Source organism: Priestia sp. ABM2_011 (genome assembly GCF_056158845.1).
Genome location: NZ_JBSWUB010000002.1, coordinates 19,978 through 39,166, shown reverse-complemented (window position 1 = coordinate 39,166; position 19,189 = coordinate 19,978). Strand labels below are relative to the sequence as shown.

Annotated in this window: 24 protein-coding genes; 9 read left to right on the top strand and 15 right to left on the bottom strand. The window is 33.0% G+C overall.

The window, feature by feature from the left end:
• Positions 1–152 precede the first annotated feature (152 nt).
• On the top strand, positions 153–680 hold the full coding sequence (locus ACXAE4_RS26800) for a P-loop NTPase family protein (RefSeq protein WP_098112975.1): 528 nt from the start codon (positions 153–155) through the stop codon (positions 678–680).
• 420 nt (positions 681–1,100) lie between these two features.
• Here the strand turns inward: ACXAE4_RS26800 and ACXAE4_RS26795 are convergent, their stop codons facing one another.
• The 3 genes from ACXAE4_RS26795 to ACXAE4_RS26785 form a co-directional block, all read right to left on the bottom strand.
• Positions 1,101–1,589: a spore coat protein gene (locus ACXAE4_RS26795; protein ID WP_033580849.1), complete on the bottom strand. Its 489-nt coding sequence runs from the start codon at positions 1,587–1,589 to the stop codon at positions 1,101–1,103.
• A 108-nt stretch (positions 1,590–1,697) separates the two neighbouring features.
• Positions 1,698–2,399, bottom strand: coding sequence for a DUF1796 family putative cysteine peptidase (locus ACXAE4_RS26790; RefSeq protein WP_226556541.1), 702 nt, complete (start codon positions 2,397–2,399; stop codon positions 1,698–1,700).
• A gap of 201 nt (positions 2,400–2,600) precedes the next feature.
• Positions 2,601–3,005 (bottom strand): DUF4183 domain-containing protein, encoded by a 405-nt coding sequence (locus ACXAE4_RS26785; protein WP_028412740.1) that lies wholly within the window; start codon positions 3,003–3,005, stop codon positions 2,601–2,603.
• 318 nt (positions 3,006–3,323) lie between these two features.
• Between ACXAE4_RS26785 and ACXAE4_RS26780 the strand changes: the two genes are divergently transcribed.
• Positions 3,324–3,608 (top strand): DUF4183 domain-containing protein, encoded by a 285-nt coding sequence (locus ACXAE4_RS26780; RefSeq protein ID WP_028412741.1) that lies wholly within the window; start codon positions 3,324–3,326, stop codon positions 3,606–3,608.
• 85 nt (positions 3,609–3,693) lie between these two features.
• On the opposite strand, the gene ACXAE4_RS26775 is transcribed toward ACXAE4_RS26780, so the two are convergent.
• A complete protein-coding gene (locus ACXAE4_RS26775; protein WP_475237406.1) occupies positions 3,694–4,206 on the bottom strand; it encodes a DUF4183 domain-containing protein in 513 nt (170 codons plus the stop codon).
• A 709-nt stretch (positions 4,207–4,915) separates the two neighbouring features.
• Between ACXAE4_RS26775 and ACXAE4_RS26770 the strand changes: the two genes are divergently transcribed.
• Positions 4,916–5,392 carry a hypothetical protein gene (locus ACXAE4_RS26770; protein ID WP_033580848.1) on the top strand — a complete coding sequence of 159 codons (477 nt, stop codon included), beginning with the start codon at positions 4,916–4,918 and terminating at the stop codon, positions 5,390–5,392.
• A gap of 428 nt (positions 5,393–5,820) precedes the next feature.
• Complete coding sequence (locus ACXAE4_RS26765) at positions 5,821–6,333, top strand: exosporium protein D (RefSeq protein ID WP_475237396.1); 513 nt, start codon at positions 5,821–5,823, stop codon at positions 6,331–6,333.
• A 200-nt stretch (positions 6,334–6,533) separates the two neighbouring features.
• On the opposite strand, the gene ACXAE4_RS26760 is transcribed toward ACXAE4_RS26765, so the two are convergent.
• The 6 genes from ACXAE4_RS26760 to ACXAE4_RS26735 form a co-directional block, all read right to left on the bottom strand.
• The gene (locus ACXAE4_RS26760; protein ID WP_289579118.1) at positions 6,534–7,016 is read right to left on the bottom strand and encodes a hypothetical protein; all 483 of its coding nucleotides are present in this window, start codon (positions 7,014–7,016) and stop codon (positions 6,534–6,536) included.
• Positions 7,017–7,156: 140 nt separating this feature from the next.
• Positions 7,157–8,212, bottom strand: a complete 1,056-nt coding sequence (locus ACXAE4_RS26755; RefSeq protein ID WP_475237394.1) for a protein kinase family protein — start codon at positions 8,210–8,212, stop codon at positions 7,157–7,159.
• 6 nt (positions 8,213–8,218) lie between these two features.
• The gene (locus tag ACXAE4_RS26750; protein WP_098112981.1) at positions 8,219–9,394 is read right to left on the bottom strand and encodes a carboxylate--amine ligase; all 1,176 of its coding nucleotides are present in this window, start codon (positions 9,392–9,394) and stop codon (positions 8,219–8,221) included.
• A gap of 3 nt (positions 9,395–9,397) precedes the next feature.
• Entirely contained in the window at positions 9,398–10,702 is a 1,305-nt protein-coding gene (locus tag ACXAE4_RS26745) for a glycosyltransferase family 4 protein (RefSeq protein WP_289579120.1), read from the bottom strand.
• Positions 10,699–11,355, bottom strand: a complete 657-nt coding sequence (locus tag ACXAE4_RS26740) for a PIG-L deacetylase family protein (protein WP_098112983.1) — start codon at positions 11,353–11,355, stop codon at positions 10,699–10,701. The genes ACXAE4_RS26745 and ACXAE4_RS26740 overlap by 4 nt, the downstream gene beginning before the upstream one ends.
• A gap of 244 nt (positions 11,356–11,599) precedes the next feature.
• Positions 11,600–11,746 carry a hypothetical protein gene (locus ACXAE4_RS26735; RefSeq protein ID WP_165574263.1) on the bottom strand — a complete coding sequence of 49 codons (147 nt, stop codon included), beginning with the start codon at positions 11,744–11,746 and terminating at the stop codon, positions 11,600–11,602.
• A gap of 168 nt (positions 11,747–11,914) precedes the next feature.
• Here ACXAE4_RS26735 and ACXAE4_RS26730 point away from each other — a divergent pair, with 168 nt between their 5' ends.
• Positions 11,915–12,658, top strand: a complete 744-nt coding sequence (locus ACXAE4_RS26730; RefSeq protein ID WP_154974752.1) for a hypothetical protein — start codon at positions 11,915–11,917, stop codon at positions 12,656–12,658.
• 142 nt (positions 12,659–12,800) lie between these two features.
• Here ACXAE4_RS26730 and ACXAE4_RS26725 read toward each other — a convergent pair whose 3' ends face one another.
• A complete protein-coding gene (locus tag ACXAE4_RS26725; protein ID WP_098112985.1) occupies positions 12,801–13,622 on the bottom strand; it encodes a beta-propeller fold lactonase family protein in 822 nt (273 codons plus the stop codon).
• 296 nt (positions 13,623–13,918) lie between these two features.
• Here ACXAE4_RS26725 and ACXAE4_RS26720 point away from each other — a divergent pair, with 296 nt between their 5' ends.
• From ACXAE4_RS26720 to ACXAE4_RS26710, 3 genes are all read left to right on the top strand, one after another.
• A complete protein-coding gene (locus ACXAE4_RS26720) occupies positions 13,919–14,134 on the top strand; it encodes a spore coat protein (RefSeq protein ID WP_048022222.1) in 216 nt (71 codons plus the stop codon).
• Between the two features lie 138 nt (positions 14,135–14,272).
• Complete coding sequence (locus tag ACXAE4_RS26715; protein WP_048022224.1) at positions 14,273–14,833, top strand: spore coat protein; 561 nt, start codon at positions 14,273–14,275, stop codon at positions 14,831–14,833.
• A 25-nt stretch (positions 14,834–14,858) separates the two neighbouring features.
• Entirely contained in the window at positions 14,859–15,287 is a 429-nt protein-coding gene (locus ACXAE4_RS26710) for a spore coat protein (protein ID WP_014462117.1), read from the top strand.
• 206 nt (positions 15,288–15,493) lie between these two features.
• On the opposite strand, the gene ACXAE4_RS26705 is transcribed toward ACXAE4_RS26710, so the two are convergent.
• Positions 15,494–15,928, bottom strand: coding sequence for a hypothetical protein (locus tag ACXAE4_RS26705; RefSeq protein WP_014462118.1), 435 nt, complete (start codon positions 15,926–15,928; stop codon positions 15,494–15,496).
• A gap of 262 nt (positions 15,929–16,190) precedes the next feature.
• Between ACXAE4_RS26705 and ACXAE4_RS26700 the strand changes: the two genes are divergently transcribed.
• The gene (locus tag ACXAE4_RS26700) at positions 16,191–17,474 is read left to right on the top strand and encodes a glycosyltransferase family 2 protein (RefSeq protein WP_098112986.1); all 1,284 of its coding nucleotides are present in this window, start codon (positions 16,191–16,193) and stop codon (positions 17,472–17,474) included.
• A 1-nt stretch (position 17,475) separates the two neighbouring features.
• Here ACXAE4_RS26700 and ACXAE4_RS26695 read toward each other — a convergent pair whose 3' ends face one another.
• The 3 genes from ACXAE4_RS26695 to ACXAE4_RS26685 all read right to left on the bottom strand — a co-directional run bounded on the left by ACXAE4_RS26695 (position 17,476) and on the right by ACXAE4_RS26685 (position 19,096).
• Positions 17,476–17,694 (bottom strand): hypothetical protein, encoded by a 219-nt coding sequence (locus ACXAE4_RS26695; protein ID WP_014462120.1) that lies wholly within the window; start codon positions 17,692–17,694, stop codon positions 17,476–17,478.
• Positions 17,695–17,709: 15 nt separating this feature from the next.
• Positions 17,710–18,234 (bottom strand): hypothetical protein, encoded by a 525-nt coding sequence (locus ACXAE4_RS26690; RefSeq protein WP_014462121.1) that lies wholly within the window; start codon positions 18,232–18,234, stop codon positions 17,710–17,712.
• A gap of 145 nt (positions 18,235–18,379) precedes the next feature.
• Positions 18,380–19,096, bottom strand: a complete 717-nt coding sequence (locus ACXAE4_RS26685) for a glycosyltransferase family 2 protein (protein WP_205827165.1) — start codon at positions 19,094–19,096, stop codon at positions 18,380–18,382.
• Between the last annotated feature and the right edge of the window lie 93 nt (positions 19,097–19,189).

Here is a 19,189-nt window from a genome sequence, read left to right as displayed (position 1 = left end):
GTAGCAGCTAAAAAGCTATCCAACAAGTTATTTGTTGGATAGCTTTTTCAATTAAGGTTTATGATGTTTTGTACGTAGCGAGCATAATTAAATGTATAAAAATGGTAATAAATAGCTTGATTTAATTTTATATATGAATTGAGGTGATATTTATGTGTAAAATTGTTATATTTGGTAATTGTTGTTCTGGTAAAACTACACTAGCTACACAGTTAGGTGAGAATTTGCATATACCTATCCATCATTTAGATTTGTGGTTCAGAGAACCTAAAATGAGAAGAATATCGCAAATTAGGCAACGAAAGAGATATTTTAAAAAGAAGTTGGAAAAGGTGTTAAATACAGCGAGTTGGATTGTTGAGGGATGGGGATATGTAGATACTTATGATGTACGTTTTAGTAAAGCCGATATTATTATTTTTTTAGATGTTGTCCCCCAAGAATCTAAAGAACGATTTTTAATACGAGAACAGAATCAACAGATGCATATAAAAATAACTGAAAAACTGATTAAACAAAGCTTTTACAAAATAGATAGATTTCATGAAGAAAACCGACCTATTATATTGGATCTTTTTCAGAAGTATGAAGGAGAACCAGGTAAAAGCTTATTTCCTATTGCGAGAAAATACAATTTAGAACAATTACTTGCTACATTAAGAAATGGGAAATACGGATAGAAAAAACGTTTACCTATAGGTAATTTATAAGTTACTGAATTACTCCATTTCTTCCTTCAAGCGTTACTTATTTGTTCCTAGATATGGAATGTGTGTTAACACGCTTCTTTTTTATGAGTATTACATATGTATTTATGATGAATGAAAAACTCTTTTATAGTTATGGAAAATCGTTTAAATAGAGGTTATAAAAAGTGTTTTGCGTTTTGTTGTAACATAGGCATTCTATAAATGCAGTGGCTTTAGATAACTTTCTCTGTAATAAAATAGTGTACAGGCTGTAGTAGCAAAGAATTTTCAATAGCTTGTACACTGTTAGTTAATTTATGAGGATATATTGAAGATACTACTTGTCATAACTCTGTTCGCATAGTATTTTCAACAATTCTATTAACAGGTTATTAAAGGTTCAATGGTTTTCTAAGGAGTTAGTAATAAGGTCAACGCTTGTAAAAAATTTTGTATAAAAACAGCTGTATCGTTATTGGATGTTGTTACATTGACACCTTTACTGTTTTTAACGATAACTCTTTGTCTATTTAATTGAAGTGACCTTGCGGTCTGAGAAACTTCTTGTAAAAACAGCCTTATTGAATTGGCATCGAGACCTATTGAAAGTAAGAAAATGGTTAATATTTGTATGAAGCTTTGAAGAAATATGGTTGTCTGTGTATCTGTTGCAGTAATAGTAACATCACAGGAGTTTTTCACAAGAATGATTGAATCAGAAACTTGATCACTGAGGATCTCTTGTCTTGTATCAGTTTCAATAAGTGCATTATTATATCTATTGGAACAAAAATAATTTTTCTCTGCACATCTTGTTTTTTTACAATTTTTTTCTTTTTTTCTTGAAGGTTTGGAATTTAGACAACTACAGTAGCACTTTCTTTTTTTAGAACAACTCAAAGTGTAACCTCCTTTATATGTTTCTATTATATTAATATGAAAATTAAGGAGGTTTGCTTGTATACTTGTCCCTTTTCTTTTATATATTATAGGAAAAAAGAGTAACGTTTAATTTAATAGTGTTATTCCGCTTAATAAATCATTCCAAACAGAAGTATTGGTGCAATTATCTCGCGAAACTTGAACCCAACAAATTTTGTCTTCAGGTGTTCCAAAATTCATGTCTTTTACTCCAGGTAATTCTTCGTCAACAGTCTCAACTAACAGAAGGTTAAAGTTACCGTTAGTCATGTCTGTTAAAATTGATTTTAAGTTAATTACGTCTTCGTAGCTTGTGGGCATCCATTCATATCTTATAAATAACGTACGTTGACTTTGTGCAATTTGATTAAGAAATGTTTGAATACGATGATCTAATCTTATTTTATAAGGTGGGTATTGGACAGACCAGTCTTGGTTAGGAACCATAGGAAAGTCGTGAACAGAGTCAATGTTATATTTAATATCTGTAACATAATGAGCTCTTATTGATTCAGAAGTACCGGATTTAAAAATAGGATATCCATTATCATCTACATAATTAGCTAGTATGTCTTTTTCAATTATGTTTTCTACTTCCATAAAACCTTGAAATTTGTTTCTTAATAATATATTTACGTCAGGGAGAAAAGGAGATTGCATCCAATCAAGAGGAAACGAATGCCTTCTCAAACCGTGACGTTCGGAATAAAGCGCTGGGCCACACCAGCTTCCTAAGCCAGCCACCAAATTATAAGAGCCTTTTATATCTTGTAAGTTTATATCAATCACTCCTTTATTTTCTTACACTATAGTATATAGAATAGGGTTTTCAGTTGATTGGACAATGAAAGGCATATTTAAAAAGAATCTTTTTTACGAGTCTATATAAAGAGCAATTAGTTATATTGGAAATTCAAATGTTACACTCCAATATAAAATAAAAAACATGACAATATTAAAGGTTTGTCATGTTTTTTATTTTATATAGGATTACGTATTAATTACGGTAGTGACAGATAACGTACTAGTTGGAGTTGAGGTAGAAGTTGCAGAGTGAGTAACAAATTCTACAATTACAGGTGCTCCAACAGTTACAGTATCATCAATATTTAAAGCTGTAGTAGATAAAGTGTAGACATTAGTAGGTTGCATGACTCCATTGATATATATATTAGCGTAAGAATTAGCTGTTACATCAGGCAAAGCTGTGATTGTTGCTCCTACATCATCAATAAAGCTTCCAGCAGGTATCGATGTGACTCCTCCTGCAACCATTGGGGCCGTTACAAATGTTGTAAATCTTGCTGGGGTAGGAGCCACACTCGTTGCTGTTGCTACTGTAATATCTCCAGCAATTGTACTAGTGGCTGTAAAAACAGGTTTAATAATAGGCATATGTCTTATTCTCCTTTCGAAGCATGGGATGTAGAAAGAATGTTAATATCCCCTCTATCTATTAATAGTCAGATTTCTATTATTTGCCACGGTCAATAGTCTATAGAGGTAGTCCAAATTTTTAAATGGTGAAGAATCTTTTTTACCATTTAGGTCTTTTGCCGTTTCTAAATTAAAGTAGAAGAATAATAAATAGAGAATTAGCGTTGTTTTATATTTCCTTTAATGATTTCAAAGTGTATTCGTAAAGAAGCATTTTAAAATTTTTAAAAAAGAAGAGCGATAAATAATTCAATAATTAAGAAGGGAGGATCATAAATGCCAATCGTTAAGCCCTTTATGAATTCTTTAAGGTTTAGTAGCACTGCAGGAGCAGGAACAGGTACTGGCGCTACCTATAGTATTCTTGCTACAGCTTTTACTACTGATGGAGGAACAGCTGCTACAGTTTTTCCAACTGCTCCTGCTTATTATAATCTTTATATTAACGGGCAAATTCAAACAGGTGATACTTCAACAGTTACTAATAGTTTTATTACCATTCCTGATGGAGACACCCTTGCATCTGCTACCCCTATTGTGGTTGAGTTTGTTGTAAACTAACTAATGTATTCTATTTTTTAGCTGATTTCCCAACTGGGGAAGTCAGTTCTTTTTTTTATGACTATCTTAGAATTTATAAACTTTTTTATAATTCCTTATTAATTAACACAAATTGGATAATAATAGGAACCCCTTTTGAAGGTACTTCTTCTGTGAGTAAAGTTAAGCTTCCTTTTTGAATTTGATAATTAATATGAGGCTGTAGAATACCATTAATAAATAAATTGATATAAGAAGCTTCTTCAGGTGCCAATATTTCAGTGGTTCCATATTGAGCTATCCCATCATTATTGGTATATAGGCGCTTTTGACCATCTGAAAAAGTAAAATATAATAAATTAGTGGAGGGAATTAAATCTGAGAGTGGAGGCCCCTGAGGCCCCTGAGGTCCCTGAGGCCCCTGAGGTCCCTGAGGCCCTTGAGATCCCTGAGGCCCTTGAGATCCCTGAGGCCCCTGAGGTCCCTGAGGCCCCTGAGGTCCCTGAGGCCCTTGAGATCCCTGAGGCCCTTGAGATCCCTGAGGCCCTTGAGGCCCCTGAGGTCCCTGAGGCCCTCTGTACTTTTGATTACAGAGGTTATGGATGGAACAAAATACCAATATAGATTGTGAATTGGAAACATATACAGAATGGGGTGATCTGTAACAATGAGCTTTTCGTTTCTTTTTTTTGTAAGAGATCTTTTTACAGAGAACGTATCTACGTATCAAGTGTCAATACCTCCTTTTATTGCAATTTCATCTACCTTAAATCAGTGAAGGGGAGAGTAGACATACAAGAAGGATAAAAGAAGAAAGGTAACCTTGAGGTTCTTTATACATTAGAGTAGTTAATTATAACTTGACCTTTTATAGCTGTTATAAGGAAAAGATGAAAAAATATTACTCTAGCGACTTTTGTCCAACATATACATTCACACGTGCCTTCTTTATCTGAAATGATTATATATAGGTTTGTTAACAAATATTAAAATAACTGTAAGTTTTTCAGTTGTTTCTTCAAATAGAACTTCCAATACTTATGGTATTCATTTACTTGGTAAATGAGCGCCTAATGATAGTATAAGTGATATAGAATCTATAACCTAAGAGTGAATCCTACTGATAACTAGCATCATCCGGGCTCATTGTTTAGGAGCATTATCGATACAATTTTCACCTCTTCATCCACCAAGTTTATTAAGTAAATAGGTTTCACTCTAAAACGCTTTAACTACATAGCGTATACAGGATGTAGTTAAGGCGTTAGCAGGAACAATAAAGAATTGTATTGAATGTATATACAAATTGTATAAATGAGGTGATAAGGTTGGGGAAATTGGATAAGTACGCTCGGCAATCAAAAGCAAAAGAACCAAGTAAGGTTCTGCCCATTCGGTTACCTGAAAGTATATATGAGCAATTTCGACAACGTTGTGAAGAGTTAGGGTTATCTATGTCTGAAGCTGGATATTTGCTCATTAAAGAAGAATTAGAAGATGGTCTATACAACGCCAGTACAAATGAAGTTGCTGCAACTACACAGCGAATACAAAATCGTATACATCGTGAAAACACTTCGTATACAAAGGAAAATACAGATAAATCTCCTTTTTTTTCTACTAGGTGGACGTCAATTAATTATGAAGTTGAAAACGAATTACCTTGTCCTCTATGTCACCAATGGTATAGCAAAGCGAATTTTTCTCGCCATGCCAAAAACCATAGTGCCACTACTAAAGAGCTTTTAGAAAACAATGAAGATATAGTTTACAAAATGATCAATGAACGTAAACTAACTCTGTAAACAGTTTATTATATGTATTTGTATAGGTGTGGAGATTCACCTTTTGATTCCAGAAAGAAACCTGAGAGGGAACAAAAGGTGAATGCTCTAATTGTTAAAGTAATCATGCATGAATGCATTTTCTATTCACCAAATGGTGAGGGGGTGAAATTCTGCAATTAAAGCATTGTATTGTACTTGAATTTTACATCTTTGTTTACGCCTTAAACTTCACTACTACTGTTTCTATTAGCTTATAAAACAACCAATCTCTGCGAAATTTCTACTCTAATTACCTTATCTCTACATACAAATAATTCCTTTAACGTGTTGTTAACCTGAAATTAGATAGTCTAATAATCACTTTTTTTATGAAAATGACTATTATTGGACAAGCACACAAACATTTTATAAACAAATGAATAAAATAGTATATAAATAAAAAAGGAGTGATTATTATAAAAAGCTATCGTCACCATAATAAAAACGATGAAGTATATTATGTAGAAGCAGCTTACCCATCTAAGGGTTCATATAATAAGAAAAAAGAGAATGAAAAATTCTTTATTGAAAATCATACAATTGAGGGTTCTGGAACCAATTTAACAGGAAATATCCCATTAACTATTGCAGTTCCTGCTAATGTTATAGATGTAACTGTTTTTGAAGACTTTACTAGAAACCATAACAAAACGCTTCTTCAGTTATCAGCTGCAGCTACTGGTGTTGGTGTAGCTACTGGTCTTACGGTATCAATTTTTGTTAGAGGATCTAGGCTACCGATCTCAGCGACTATACCTGCAGGTTCTACAAGAGCTTTTCAAGTTGAAAACTTTGAAAAATTAACTGTTTCGAATCCTTCTGCTACTACGGCTGGAACTTTAAATGTCTTTATACAGAAAACATTTTGTATTGGTTGTAACAGTCAAAATAAAAAATCCAATAAAGGCTGTTGCTTCTAAAATAATAAAAAACCACCATGTACAATTTACTTTGTGCATGGTGGTTTTTTTATTACTAGAAAATTTTAAGTATCTTGATTACTGCAGCTATATTTTAGACATTCTGTCTGTGAAAAAGAAAAGGGCTATTAACCCGAGAGTCAATAGTCCTTTCTTGATACTTATTTAGTTACAAGTAATTAGAGTTAGAATCAAATAGCTTAATTGTAGTAACTTTTACTGCATCTACATTTATTTTTAGCATAGTCTTTCTCGTAAAAGACAACTTTATCTCTGCCATAATCTTTTTCATGTTTATCTTTGCATTTATCTCTGCCATGATCTTTTTCATGTTTATCTTTGTATTTATCTTTGCCGTAGTCTTTTTCATGTTTATCTCTGCATTTATCTTTGCCGTAGTCTTTTTCATGTTTATCTCTGCATTTATCTTTGCCGTAGTCTTTTTCGTGTTTGTCTTTGCATTTATCTTTGCCGTAGTCTTTTTCGTGTTTGTCTTTGCATTTATCTTTGCCGTAGTCTTTTTCGTGTTTGTCTTTGCATTTATCTTTGCCGTAGTCTTTTTCATGTTTGTCTTTGCATTTATCTTTGCCATAGTCTTTTTCTTCTTTATTTTTACGCATGTCATACATCGCTTTCAAGCAGTGCTTACTTTCTTCATTAGAATCATAATAAAATTTAGTCAAATAAATTCCCTGCCTTTATTTAAAATTGGTGTTTCTATATATTGTATTTTTGAAAAGGGAAATTGCTTGTACATTAAGGTAAAAATAGCTTTTAGACTATTGTTAAATCGATAGTCTAAAAGCTATTTTCCAAAATCTATTTATTCATATATTCCTAGTTCCCTGCCCCATGTTGAAATTTTTTCAAGGTGATAACTTAAGAGCTCACCTTCACGATTATCAGCAATCCTTCTCAACTGAGTATGAAGACCTCTTTCTAAGGTGCGCTGGAGGTAGGCCATTTTATAAAGAGTCATAGGGTTTGTTTTAAACGTAATTCCGTATTTTTTCATTTCTTCCACGTACAGACGTACACATTTAGTACGTATTGTTTCTGCATTGGCTTGCCAATCTTTTCTGAAGCCTAGCAGTAGTTCTACTAATACAACCATGTCAAACCATACTGGAGCGTATTTTGCTGATTCCCAATCGATGAATTGAATAGGCCATGGTGTATGACCAGTAACATTTTTGCTACATATATTTTGCATATGCATATCCCCATGGGTGATAGCTAATCCATTTTTAATTAATTCAGGGAAGAAATCTGGTCCTTTATTGTATAGCTTAATTAATGATAGATAATAAGGTTTTACAATATGATTAACCCGAGCATCTTTTATTGATGCGTGCAACAGATCAACTGTTTCATTCATAGATTTGGCCCTAGTCTTTTTTGTAGAAGTATAAACAGGGAGCCAATTTTTCCAAACGCTTTCCTTCTTTTTGAACCTGTTTTCAAAAGTTTGAGCATGAAGTTTAGCTATACTTGGGATAATATATTGAAAGTGAGACGGAGAGAAGGTCAATTGTCCACGTATTTGACTAACGAATTCCATAAAGATCCAAGTTTCATTTTTTACTGTTTCTACAAGATAAATACGAGGCAAAAACTCCTTTAAAATTGGGTAAGATTTTTTATAAATATTGATTTCTACTTCATTTTTATAGGCTGTTGAATTGTAGACCTTAAAGATAATTGGATAATAACCATTTTTTCTTTGAAGCAGTAATTTATATATACTACTTCGTTTTGTGGATTTTAAACACTTAATTTCTGAAGGGATAATTGTAATTTTCTCACCCATCGAATAAGAAAGTTTTTCTGCTATTTTTAAATCTGTAATCCGATAATAGAGTGCCTTAGGATCATACAATAGTAGTCATTCCTTTCGCTTACGTTTCCACGTATTAACTAAATGAGACCATGCGCTTCTAAAAAATGGCATTGGATCATTCCATGCAAATAAAGCAAACTCTTTTTGACCTTGCAGCCCCAGATAAAAATCTTTGAATGTCATTTCGGAAGTTTTTTTCTTTTGAAGGAAAGTAAGATAATACCTTATAAGGTAAATCCATTTAATACCGTCTATTTGATTCAATCTAGGCTCTGGGTTTTGGTTAGTGAGGTATAAATAATAGGTGTAGGCAAAGTCAATACCTGAGGGGCCTGTGAGACTATGGGTAAGCCAAAAGCGAGGGTTTATTTCAATGAATTTATAAATTCCATCTCTTGGATCCTTTTTGAATTCAGCCATACCTATGCCTTTGAGCTTTATTTCTTCAAAAAATGGAAGACATATATCGATAAGTTTAGGAACTCTTTTGCTGACAATATGAGCACCTGTTCCAAATTCTGCAGGAAACTGATGGTTTTTTTGTAAGGAGAATAATGCAAGTAGTTCCATATTTTCAGTATAGAGAGTAGCTACTTTATAAAAGCATTGATTGTCTCCAGGAATTAGTTCTTGAATAACTAATTGTCCGCATTCTCTATAAAAACAATAATCATTCCTTAACTGCTCTGGAGTATCAAATACAATTGCTTTTTTGTTGATTTTCTTTCTGAACTCGTGGCCGAGAACAGGTTTTAAAATACATGGGAATTCAACATTTAAGATAGCCTCTTCAAGTTCCTCTTTACTATCTATTACATATGTTTTTGGACATGGAATATTATGCTTGACAGCGAGCTCGTAAGTTTTATTTTTATCAAGCACTTGCTCAACTAAATTATCATCAGGTAATAAAAACAAGAAGTAATTTAGCAATTCGTCTCGGTTTTTGGAAATGAATTGTACGTAGTCATCTGCTCCTGTATATAAAACAGGTTTTGAACCGATTTTTTTAGACAGGGTAATCAAGAAGTTTAATAGTTTCTTTTCCTCAGTTAAAGGACTAGGACATATACCGCAAGTAGCAAGGCGTGATTTTCCTATTTTATACGCTTTTTTCGTGTCAAAAGCATAAACTTTTATGCCTTTTGTTGCTAAACTTCTAATAATGCCAACTCCGTTAGCACTTAGGTCAAGGATAACTGCAGAATGTTCATGGTTCATACTTTAATTCATCTCCCAAAAATCAGTGTACAAATGCTGTATTTTCCCTACCATGCTGTCTATAGTTAAGTGTTTTTTAGCATGAATTTTCGCATTCATACTCATTTTATTTCGCACTTCTTTATTTGTAATAAGAAATTTTAGTGCATGTGCTAGCTGTTCAGGGTCTCCAGGTTCAACAATAATACCGGTTTTATTATGCTTTATCAGCTCAGGAATTCCTCCGCAATTTGTGGAAATTACAGCAGTGCCGTTATGCATAGCTTCAATTATTGAAATGGGTAAGCTATCATTAATTGTTGGAAGTACAAAAATGTCAGTTTTATTTAAGAGTGAAGGTACATCATCTCTGGAACCTAAAAAGTTTACCATTGATAAACCTAGAGCCTTTTTCTGTTTTTCTAATTTCTCTCTCATTTGTCCATCACCGACGATTAATACCTCCACATTGGAAGTGTATTTTTTCAGGCGTGCCAGCGCGTCAAACAGATAATTATGTCCTTTTCGAGGACCAAGCCTAGCTACGCACGTAATAACTAGCTTTTGTGAGTTCTTTTCTTTTCTTTCCCTTTGGTTCACTGGATAATCAATTCCCGTAATAACTGTAGTAATGTTTCTATTTTTTGCTCCTAGCTTTATTAAAGGTTCACGAAATGAATCACTTAAAACAATAATATGACTTGCATATTCAATCGCTTTACTTTCAAGCTCCGTAAAATACGCTTCTTCTACGGAACCTTTTTTGATGATGTTAAATTTGAGTCTATTAGATGTAAACATGCCATGAGGTGTAAAAAATAAGGGTTTATTGTAAAATTCATTAAACCTTCCTAGAATATTTGCTGTAAACAAATCTTGTGCATGAAGAATATCGTATTTCTCTAAATTCACTGTTTCAAGCATTTTTTCGTATACATATATAAGCCTTTGATGATTTAAAATTCTCTCATTGTAATTTCCATAGCGTTTGGTAAACAAATGTTTTAGGTTTGGAGTGGCAAATTCTCGAAATTGCTTTACTTTTGAAGTTGAAAATTGATTGGGGGAAATAATGTCTACTCTATGTCCCTGGCTTTTTAAACTTTTACTTAAAGTAGAAATATAATTTGAAAGTCCACCTACGTGAGGAAAGCTCCAAAAGGTAGCAATTAAAATAGAAAATTTCTTTTTTGAACTTTGTTTTGATGAGCTTCTCCTCTTAGGGATTTCCTTTGCAACGGATTTTTTAGGAGAACGTGACTTAAGTCCATAATATTGATCTAATGTTTCAATTAGATAGGGGTAGGGAAAGGCAATCTCATGGTTCATTTCCAAACCCTCCTTATAATTTCAAAAGCTTCAGCATAAGGTACGCCAACACTCATGCCTCTTACCCTTCCTAAGTACTCAATGCCTTCGTAAGAACGGGGATGAGGGAACGCTCTCATTTCGAGATCATAATGTTTAAGGGCATTAAGTTTATTTTCCATAGTGTCCGTAACATCTACAAAGTAATTCGGTTTAAATGTTTTTTCGCAACCAAAAGCACCCCATTCACTCGATGAAACGGTTTCAAATGTAATTAATTCTATGGGGGGCATATAAGGAATTGGCCTAGCTGCAGTTAACACTGCTTGAAAAGTAATCTGATGGTCTTTATTTAAATCTCCATAGTGATGTGTAAAAATCTTGACGGGTTTGTATCGTTTGATAAGTTGTTCAATCTCTTTAGTTAACTCGTGAAGAGGAATCATTTCTAGTTCCAGATTGACATGCTCAAGAAATATTACTTCTTCAATGCCAATTTCTTGATTGGCAAGTCGACCAAATTTTTGAATGTGATGGGCTTCTTCCTTTCGCCCTAAAGCAGTAATTACCGAAATTACTTTATAACCTTCATTTACAAATTTTTTTAAGGTTCCTGCAGTTCCCAATAGTTCATCATCAGGATGAGCCCCGATCACTAATATACAATCGCTCATATCTGTGCCTCCTGTAACTTTTTCTTCTATACTTGTACTATAAACAATATATGAGGTTATCCATATATTAGAAACCGTCATTGGCGGAGAATTAAAAATTAGAGCTCTACTAGTTAACATAGAAGAGATATTTGTTGTATCCTTTGTTATGTAATTTTAGTAGTAATGAAAGGTTCCCAATAAAAAAGAAATAAGACCTGTTGATAAAAGCCAATAGGTCTTATTTCTTTTTTAGCTAAAATTATTATTTAGAATTAAATTTCCATAAATTAATAACTCTCATTTTTTTACAAATATCTTTACAAGAATCATGCTTCTCATGCTTTTCACACTTTTTGCACGGATTTTTGTGAGCTTTTTCTTCTAAAGTCCAATCTTCTTTGTATTTCATACCAATATCACCTCTTTCATTACTATAATATGTAACCATTAGTAACAGGAGAGGGTGCTTGTCTTGGATTTTAACAAAAATTTTTTATGAAATTGTATGTAGATAGATAAGCATACAAGCAATTTATTTATAAAGGAATAGAATAATAAATGGGGAAGGAGGAACAGAATGGGGAAATCATATTTTCATTACCAACATAATCATAATGGATGGGATAGGTTGCCGAAAACAACTTTCTTTAAATGGCAGGATAAGAAAAAGTATCAAATGCTTAGTAATAATAATGATCAATTTATTTCGTCTAGCAGCGTTAAACAACTTGATTTTTTGAGTGACAAAGTATTTGTACACTCTTCTGAGAGGTTGGTGGAAAAAAACGAGAATGTACTTACGAGCTTTAAAAGGTATGAGGTAGTTGGCCAAGGAAAAGATGGTGTTATTTATCGATTGTCTTCTGATCGATGTATAAAAGTATTTTTCAAAGAGGAGGTATATGAAAAAGAGTTGGAAGCGATACAAGTGGGACAGCCCTCTTCTATTATTCCTCAACTCTACGGTTATGGACCAAATTACATAGTCATGGAGTATATTGAAGGGATTTCTTTGGCAAAACAGCTTAAAAAAAACGGAGATATAGAAAAGTCATTGGTTGTACAGTTGATAGATTTCTTTGATGAATTAAAAAAATTAAATTTTCGTAGACAAGATACCGAATTACGACATATTTTAATAAATGAACAGGGGAATTTTAAAATGATTGATCTTAAAAGAGCTTTTACTTCTAACCGACCTATTCCTATTAAATTGCTAACCGATTTGAAGGAACTAAAATTATCAAAAGAATTTTTATCTCATGTTAAAGATATCCGTCCTTCTCTTTATCAAAGGTGGAAAAAATTTGATGAAAAGTGAATTCTCTAAGCAGTAGTCAAAATTATTAATTGTAGCAACAATAACTGTGTGCTAATAGGGTTATTGTCGCTACAGGTTATAACATAAAATCACTGTTATGCCACCTCTTATAGAGCATAAATATCCACATTATGTTCTTGTATTAGGCATCAGTTATTGTATAAGTTGATTGATCACCTACAGGGAGGGTAGCAATGACAATATTCGTTGCACCATCAATGACAGACACTACACTATTTTCTTCGTTCGTTACGTGAATTTGATTATTATCGACGTTAACATCAACCATAGACGGTTGTTCTATGACTGGTACTATCCCAATTACAGCGTTTGTACCTGCATCAATGACGGAAACAGTGTCACTATTTTTATTAGCTACATAAATACGGTTGCTGGATAGATTAGCCCCTAAGTCAGTAGGCTGATCACCCACTCGCACTGTAGACATTACTGTATTTGTTAATCCATCAATAACAGAGACAGTATTTTTGAACTTGTTTGCTACATAAATACGATTAATATAGGGATGAACATCTAAATTAATTGGATGGGTTTCTACAGCAATTGTGGCTATAACAATATTTGTTGCACCATCAATGACGGAAACAGTATCTTGACCTGCATTTGTGATATAAACTCTATTTGTGTAGGGGTTAACTCCTACACCTGAAGGCTGATCACCAACTGGAATAATGCCAATAACTGTATTAGTTCCTGCATCAATAACTGAAACAGTATCATCACCTTTATTAGTTACATAAATACGATTAGTAGATGGATTTCCATTTACATTTGTTGGCTGACGACCTACATTTATAGTGGCAATAAAATCATTTGTTGATCCATCCATTACAGAAACCGTATTGTTATCCTCATTTATTGTATAAATTTGATTAGTAGATGACTTTCCTCTTGGAGATAAAAAATCACCTGCAACATGCACAACCTTTGCTTTTTTTCCCATTTAACTCAACTCTTTTCATAAATACTGTTAGGAAAATCGTTGAAAACATAAGGCACTTACCTTATGTACAAATATATGATGTTAAATTTATTTTATTATCTTAAATTTTTTAGGGAAAGGATATGACTATTTAGAGTGCACCTGAGATAGACATGTTGCTGTTTTATTTAAATGAAAATATAGGTGAATAAAAAATCGCTTCAATAACACAGGAAAACACTGGGGAATTGTTTCCTTTTAGGCCATTCCTGCATATGTTGTTATGAATACGACCTTATACAAAAGGAGCGATTAATATGAGTGATTCACCCAAAAGACCAGAGATTGTTCCAAATAAGCTAATGGACTTATTAGTAAATGACGTTTTTTCTAAACATGGCATAGATAAAGAACAGATCAAAGGAAATTTATCTGAAGAGAAGAAGCAAATGCTTAAAGAAATGGTTGAAGATTTGTCAAAACGAGTGGATGAGTTTGTAAAACAAACAAATGCTACCAACAAGAAAAAATGAATTATACCATTCATAAACGCCGTTAAATAGGCGTTTTTGTTGTTTTTTAAAATGGTTGCACTCAATGGTCAATTGGCCCAATCCTATTGATTGGTATGTTCATATATTAATACATACCATGAAAAAGGAGTGTTAGTTATGTCATCTAAAAAGTATTATTCTTACGATGTAAAGAAAAAATGCAAAAGCAAACATAAAAAAGATGATTCTAAGAAGCATTGTAAAGATGGCTGTAAAGTAGATCACTATGAAAGTGAATCTACAGAATATGATTACTATAATAGTCGTGAGAGTTTCGAAAGCAACGAGAGTTTCGAAAGTTTTAATGCAGAAGTAGTTCAAGATGCAGATCAACTTTCTTTAATCGATCAAGAATCAGACGAATTAATTTGGATTAAAGATTCTTGCGATATTAACGTCACTACAACAGATACTCAAGCAGCTATCGGTATTCAAGTGGCTATCCAAGTAGCCATCGCTATTGTAATCCGTATTGCCATCGGCGATACTGTTCAAAAAGATGGTGTGCTTCAAGACTTATTACAGCTATCTGAAATAGAGCAAACAAATAAACAAAAAATTTATATTGAGAATTCCAAAGATGTAGAAATTACAACGACTGATACAGACGTGGCTCTTAACGTTCAAGTACTGTTACAAGTATTAGTAGCTATTATTGTACTTGTCGATGTTCTTTAATTAAAAATTAAACGAGGTGAGAAAAATGGGTGAAAGAAAATGGAGAGCACTAGACCATTGTGAAAATAAACGGTTCAGTGGTAGAGACGTATGGCAAGAAGCTGATCAAATAGCAGCTACTGAACAAAAATCTTTTGAGAAAATTATTGTTAAAGATTCAGAAGGTGTTAGAGTACAAACAACAGATACTCAAATAGCAGCAACTATTCAAGTAGCTTTACAAATAGCTATTGCAGTAGTAGTTCGTATTACAATCGGTGATAATGTTCAAGGAAACAGCGTCGTTGAAGAACTAAAACAATTCGCTAGCATTAAACAAAAAAATTCTCAAAAAACAATTATTGAAAACTCTACAAATGTAAATGTTACAGCTACTGACACAGATATCGCTGTAAACCTTCAAGTACTATTACAAGTATTAATCGCTATCTTAGTTACATTAGACATCCTTTAATATGTAACTAACCTTCTGAGCGTAAAAACAAGGAAGGGAAATCATTTTAATCCTATATAGGAAAACAGAATAAAGAGGAATTTTTATTCTGTGAATGCATTTAGCTAAATTTATTCGTGCGTGTTTTAGTAAATAAAAGAAAGTAAAAAAGCCTTCGCGTTTGCAAAAGCGAAGACTTTTTTATTAAATAAAATTCAATAATATCCTTAATCCGAATAAGCAACTCCATTAAAACTTTCTGGTCCAACTCTCACAGTTCCTAGGATGTTACAAGTGATAAAAGCTGTGTAAATTAAAAGGTTAGAAGCTGGCTTTGGTACGTTAAAATCTGAAGCAGTAAACGTAAAAAGCTGTGGTCCTAAAAGATTAATATTCAACGCCTCCGACGAAGAGTAGACAACTGGGTCGTTAAAGGCAGTACCTCTTACAATAGTAATTGTAACAGTAGTTGCGACAGGGAGGAGTGGTAATTGGCAAGCTACAGTACCACTTAATTGAGTACGGATAGCACCTGTAGCACTTGTAACGTTGAGGCCAATTTGACCGAATAGACCTGGATTAGAGAGAAGTGTAATAGGGATAGAAATAGAGTTAGCAATACTAGCATTTTGAGATGTTCTAGAATCTAATAATATTGTCATGGTATTTTAAACCCCCTTTCTTTGTACTATTACTATATGAAAACTTGTCCCCCAGTGATTGGACAAACTAATTAATTTATAAGGTTAATTAAACTGTTCTCAATTAAATCAAGATACAATTAAGAATGCTTTTTTATAAAAAGCGTTTAGGTTTAAACCATACATATAGATCAATACACATAAACTGAAGGTATGAAAAACAATAAATAAGGTATCATGAAGCTGCAGCATAGTTAGCGTTCTTAAGGACGGAGGAATATAAATGAGGGATATTCAGATATTTTTAGTTGGTTATGTAAACTCAAGTTCGATAAAAAAGGCCGTGGACTCGTTACATTTTATCAATAACCGCATAAATGAAATTATAATCTTGGACATACCAGAGACTTTACTGCAATCAGGAATGACTTTTGAAGACACAAAGATACAATGTATAAACTTAATAAATAATGACCTAGGATTAACGTTAAATTATTACATTCACGGATTGTCGTGTGAATATGTTATGTTTTTGTATAGTTATGATTATTTGAATGATAATGTAATGAAGCACACATTAACTTTAAATGATAAAAAAGGTGCTATGACTTACGATTTTATAATTAATAATAAAGTTATAAAAAGACCGTTTCTCATAAAAACATCTTTTCTGAAGCAAAACCCTTTCTTATCTAAGAGTTATCTTCCATTTAAAGAATCAGTTCTTCCATCTTGGCTTTCACAAATAAATGAACTATCTATCCTTCCTTCACCCAATAAATTAGTTAATCAGGTATCTATAGATAAGACCAGTAGTCACCTTCAAAAATTGAATTTTATCGAAAAGTATCAGCAAAAATTAGAAACACAGAACATACCTCCTTCAATTACGGTTATGATAGCTAATTACAATATGGGTAATTACGTAGGAATAGCTATTAACTCGTGCATTCTACAAAGTAGCCTTCCAGAGCAAATACTAGTCGTTGATGATGGATCAAACGATCATTCCCTAGAGATTATAAAAAGTTTTAAAAACACACCAGGTTTTAGGTTTCTTAGTAAAGATAATGGTGGGAAAGCAAAGGCTCTTAATGCGGCTCTATCATATGTTGAAACAGAATTTGTCATGGAGTTAGATGCCGATGACTGGCTAGACCCAGATGCATTTTACACTATAAGAAGATGTTTAGAAAATTTAAAGGAAGATGTAGCTGTTCTCTACGGTAATTTAAGAGCATGGAAGCAGAATGGAGAAGAAAATATAAGGTATAAAGGGTTAAGGAAAGGACGAGCGATTCTCAATAGAAACGACCTTCTTTCTTATGTATTTCCCTTAGGACCTCGCATCTATCGCACGTCGACTTTAAAACAAAATAACGGGTTTCCTTTAATTGATTTTGAAGGAGGACGAATGTATGAGGATGTAAGTGTATTAAATGATCTAATAAAAACACATCGATTGTTATATAAGGATATGACAGTTTATAACGTCAGGGAACATCCGTTAAGTATCACGAAAAAAAATCACTCCAGTTGGAGTGATTTCTTAAAATACCTTGACTAGTTTACGCAACTGGTGAAATTTTAATTGAAGTAATTGATGGAAGAGCAATAGTTAAAGGAAGAGTAGTTCCGCCATATCCATATCCCACAGTTTGAAGGATTGTAATAAGGCCATTTGTTACAGCAGTGATAATTCCTTCAACAAAGCCATCTGCTAGTGCGATTTCGACTGGTGTACCAATACGCTTTGTTAATTCAGCTACTAAAGTACTTTCAAACATAGTATGACTCCTTCCTTAAAGTGATGATACTGTTTCAACTTTAGAAAGTGGGATATAGTTTAACGATCCGTCACTTTCGGCAACTGCCACGTAGTCTGATAAAACAGCAAGTAAAACACCTGTAATGGTTTCATTTGGTGTAGATAGTTGAACTGTTTGATTAACACGATTTTTTAAGTCGTTTCTAATCGGGGCTGAACCAGATGAAATTGGTAGTCCTGCTAATATGGAGAGAAGATTTCTTAAAAGATCACTAGCAGAAGTAGTAGTAGTACTTACAAGGCCCGTAGTAGTGTTTAAGATATCAGTTGTAGTCGTATTAACGGTATTTAAAAGGCCAGTTGTAGTTGTATTAACAGTATTTAAAAGATCTGTTACGACAGTAGTAGGATTAATAGTATTTAAGGCGTTAGTTACAGTAGTAGCAGGGTTGACAGCATTTAAAAGGTCTGTAGCAGAAGTAGTAGTTGTGTTGACTGTTTGAGGTAATGAAAGCAGGTTTTTTAACAACGCTGCTCTTGCTTCACTTGATAGTGCCAATAGAATTCATCCTTTCTTAAAGCAAAGTTTTTGCATTATTATCTATGTTTTATAATATGCTTATCCGATTTTAAGGTGCTCGGCGGTTTACCTAATTTACTTAAAAATCCGCCTTTCTTATACAGTAGCAAGAACTAAATAGTAATTAAGAGTGTTCTTTATATTTTAACGCTAGCTGTTCCATTACGTGTTTATGACTATTAATTACAATTTTGTTTTCTTCTTTTATAAAAGAAGCATATTTTTTGCTCCCCATATTTTCATGTATCCTTGATAACAAAAGGGGCTGAGGGATGTATTGTAAATCGAATATTTGAATGATTCGTAACCATAAGTCATAGTCATGAGTATAAAGAAGTGTCTCGTCAAAAAGACCCACATGGTCAAACACACTTTTGTGAATCATAATTGAGCAGCCGTTAATAATATTTCCTTTGCTTATTCTAGTGATAAGATCTAATTTATTTAACGTCTGAATACCTAAAGGCGGACTAATGATTCGTCCTCTATAATTGATGGCGTAGTAATTTGTGTGACTAAAAAAGGCATTATGAGTTTTCATCGATTCTAGTTGTATGGCGATTTTACGATGATCATAAATATCATCAGAACTAAGCCAACATATATAATCACCTGTTGCTTGCTGAATTCCTACATTTAAAGCACTCGCTGTGCCACCATTTTCTTTTATAATATAGATGATTTTATCTAAATAGGGAAGGATTTTATCCGTATGCTTAGTAGATCCATCATTTACTACTATAATTTCAATATTGGTGTAGGTCTGTTTAGTTAAACTATCTAGTGCATGATCGATATAAGAGCAATTAAAGAATGGCACAACAATAGATACTTTTGACATATTCACTTCTCCTTTCAAGAATTAAAAATCTGTGATTATGTTTTTAGGAAAAATAACAATTTTTAAATTTACATCGCATTTATTAACATATGT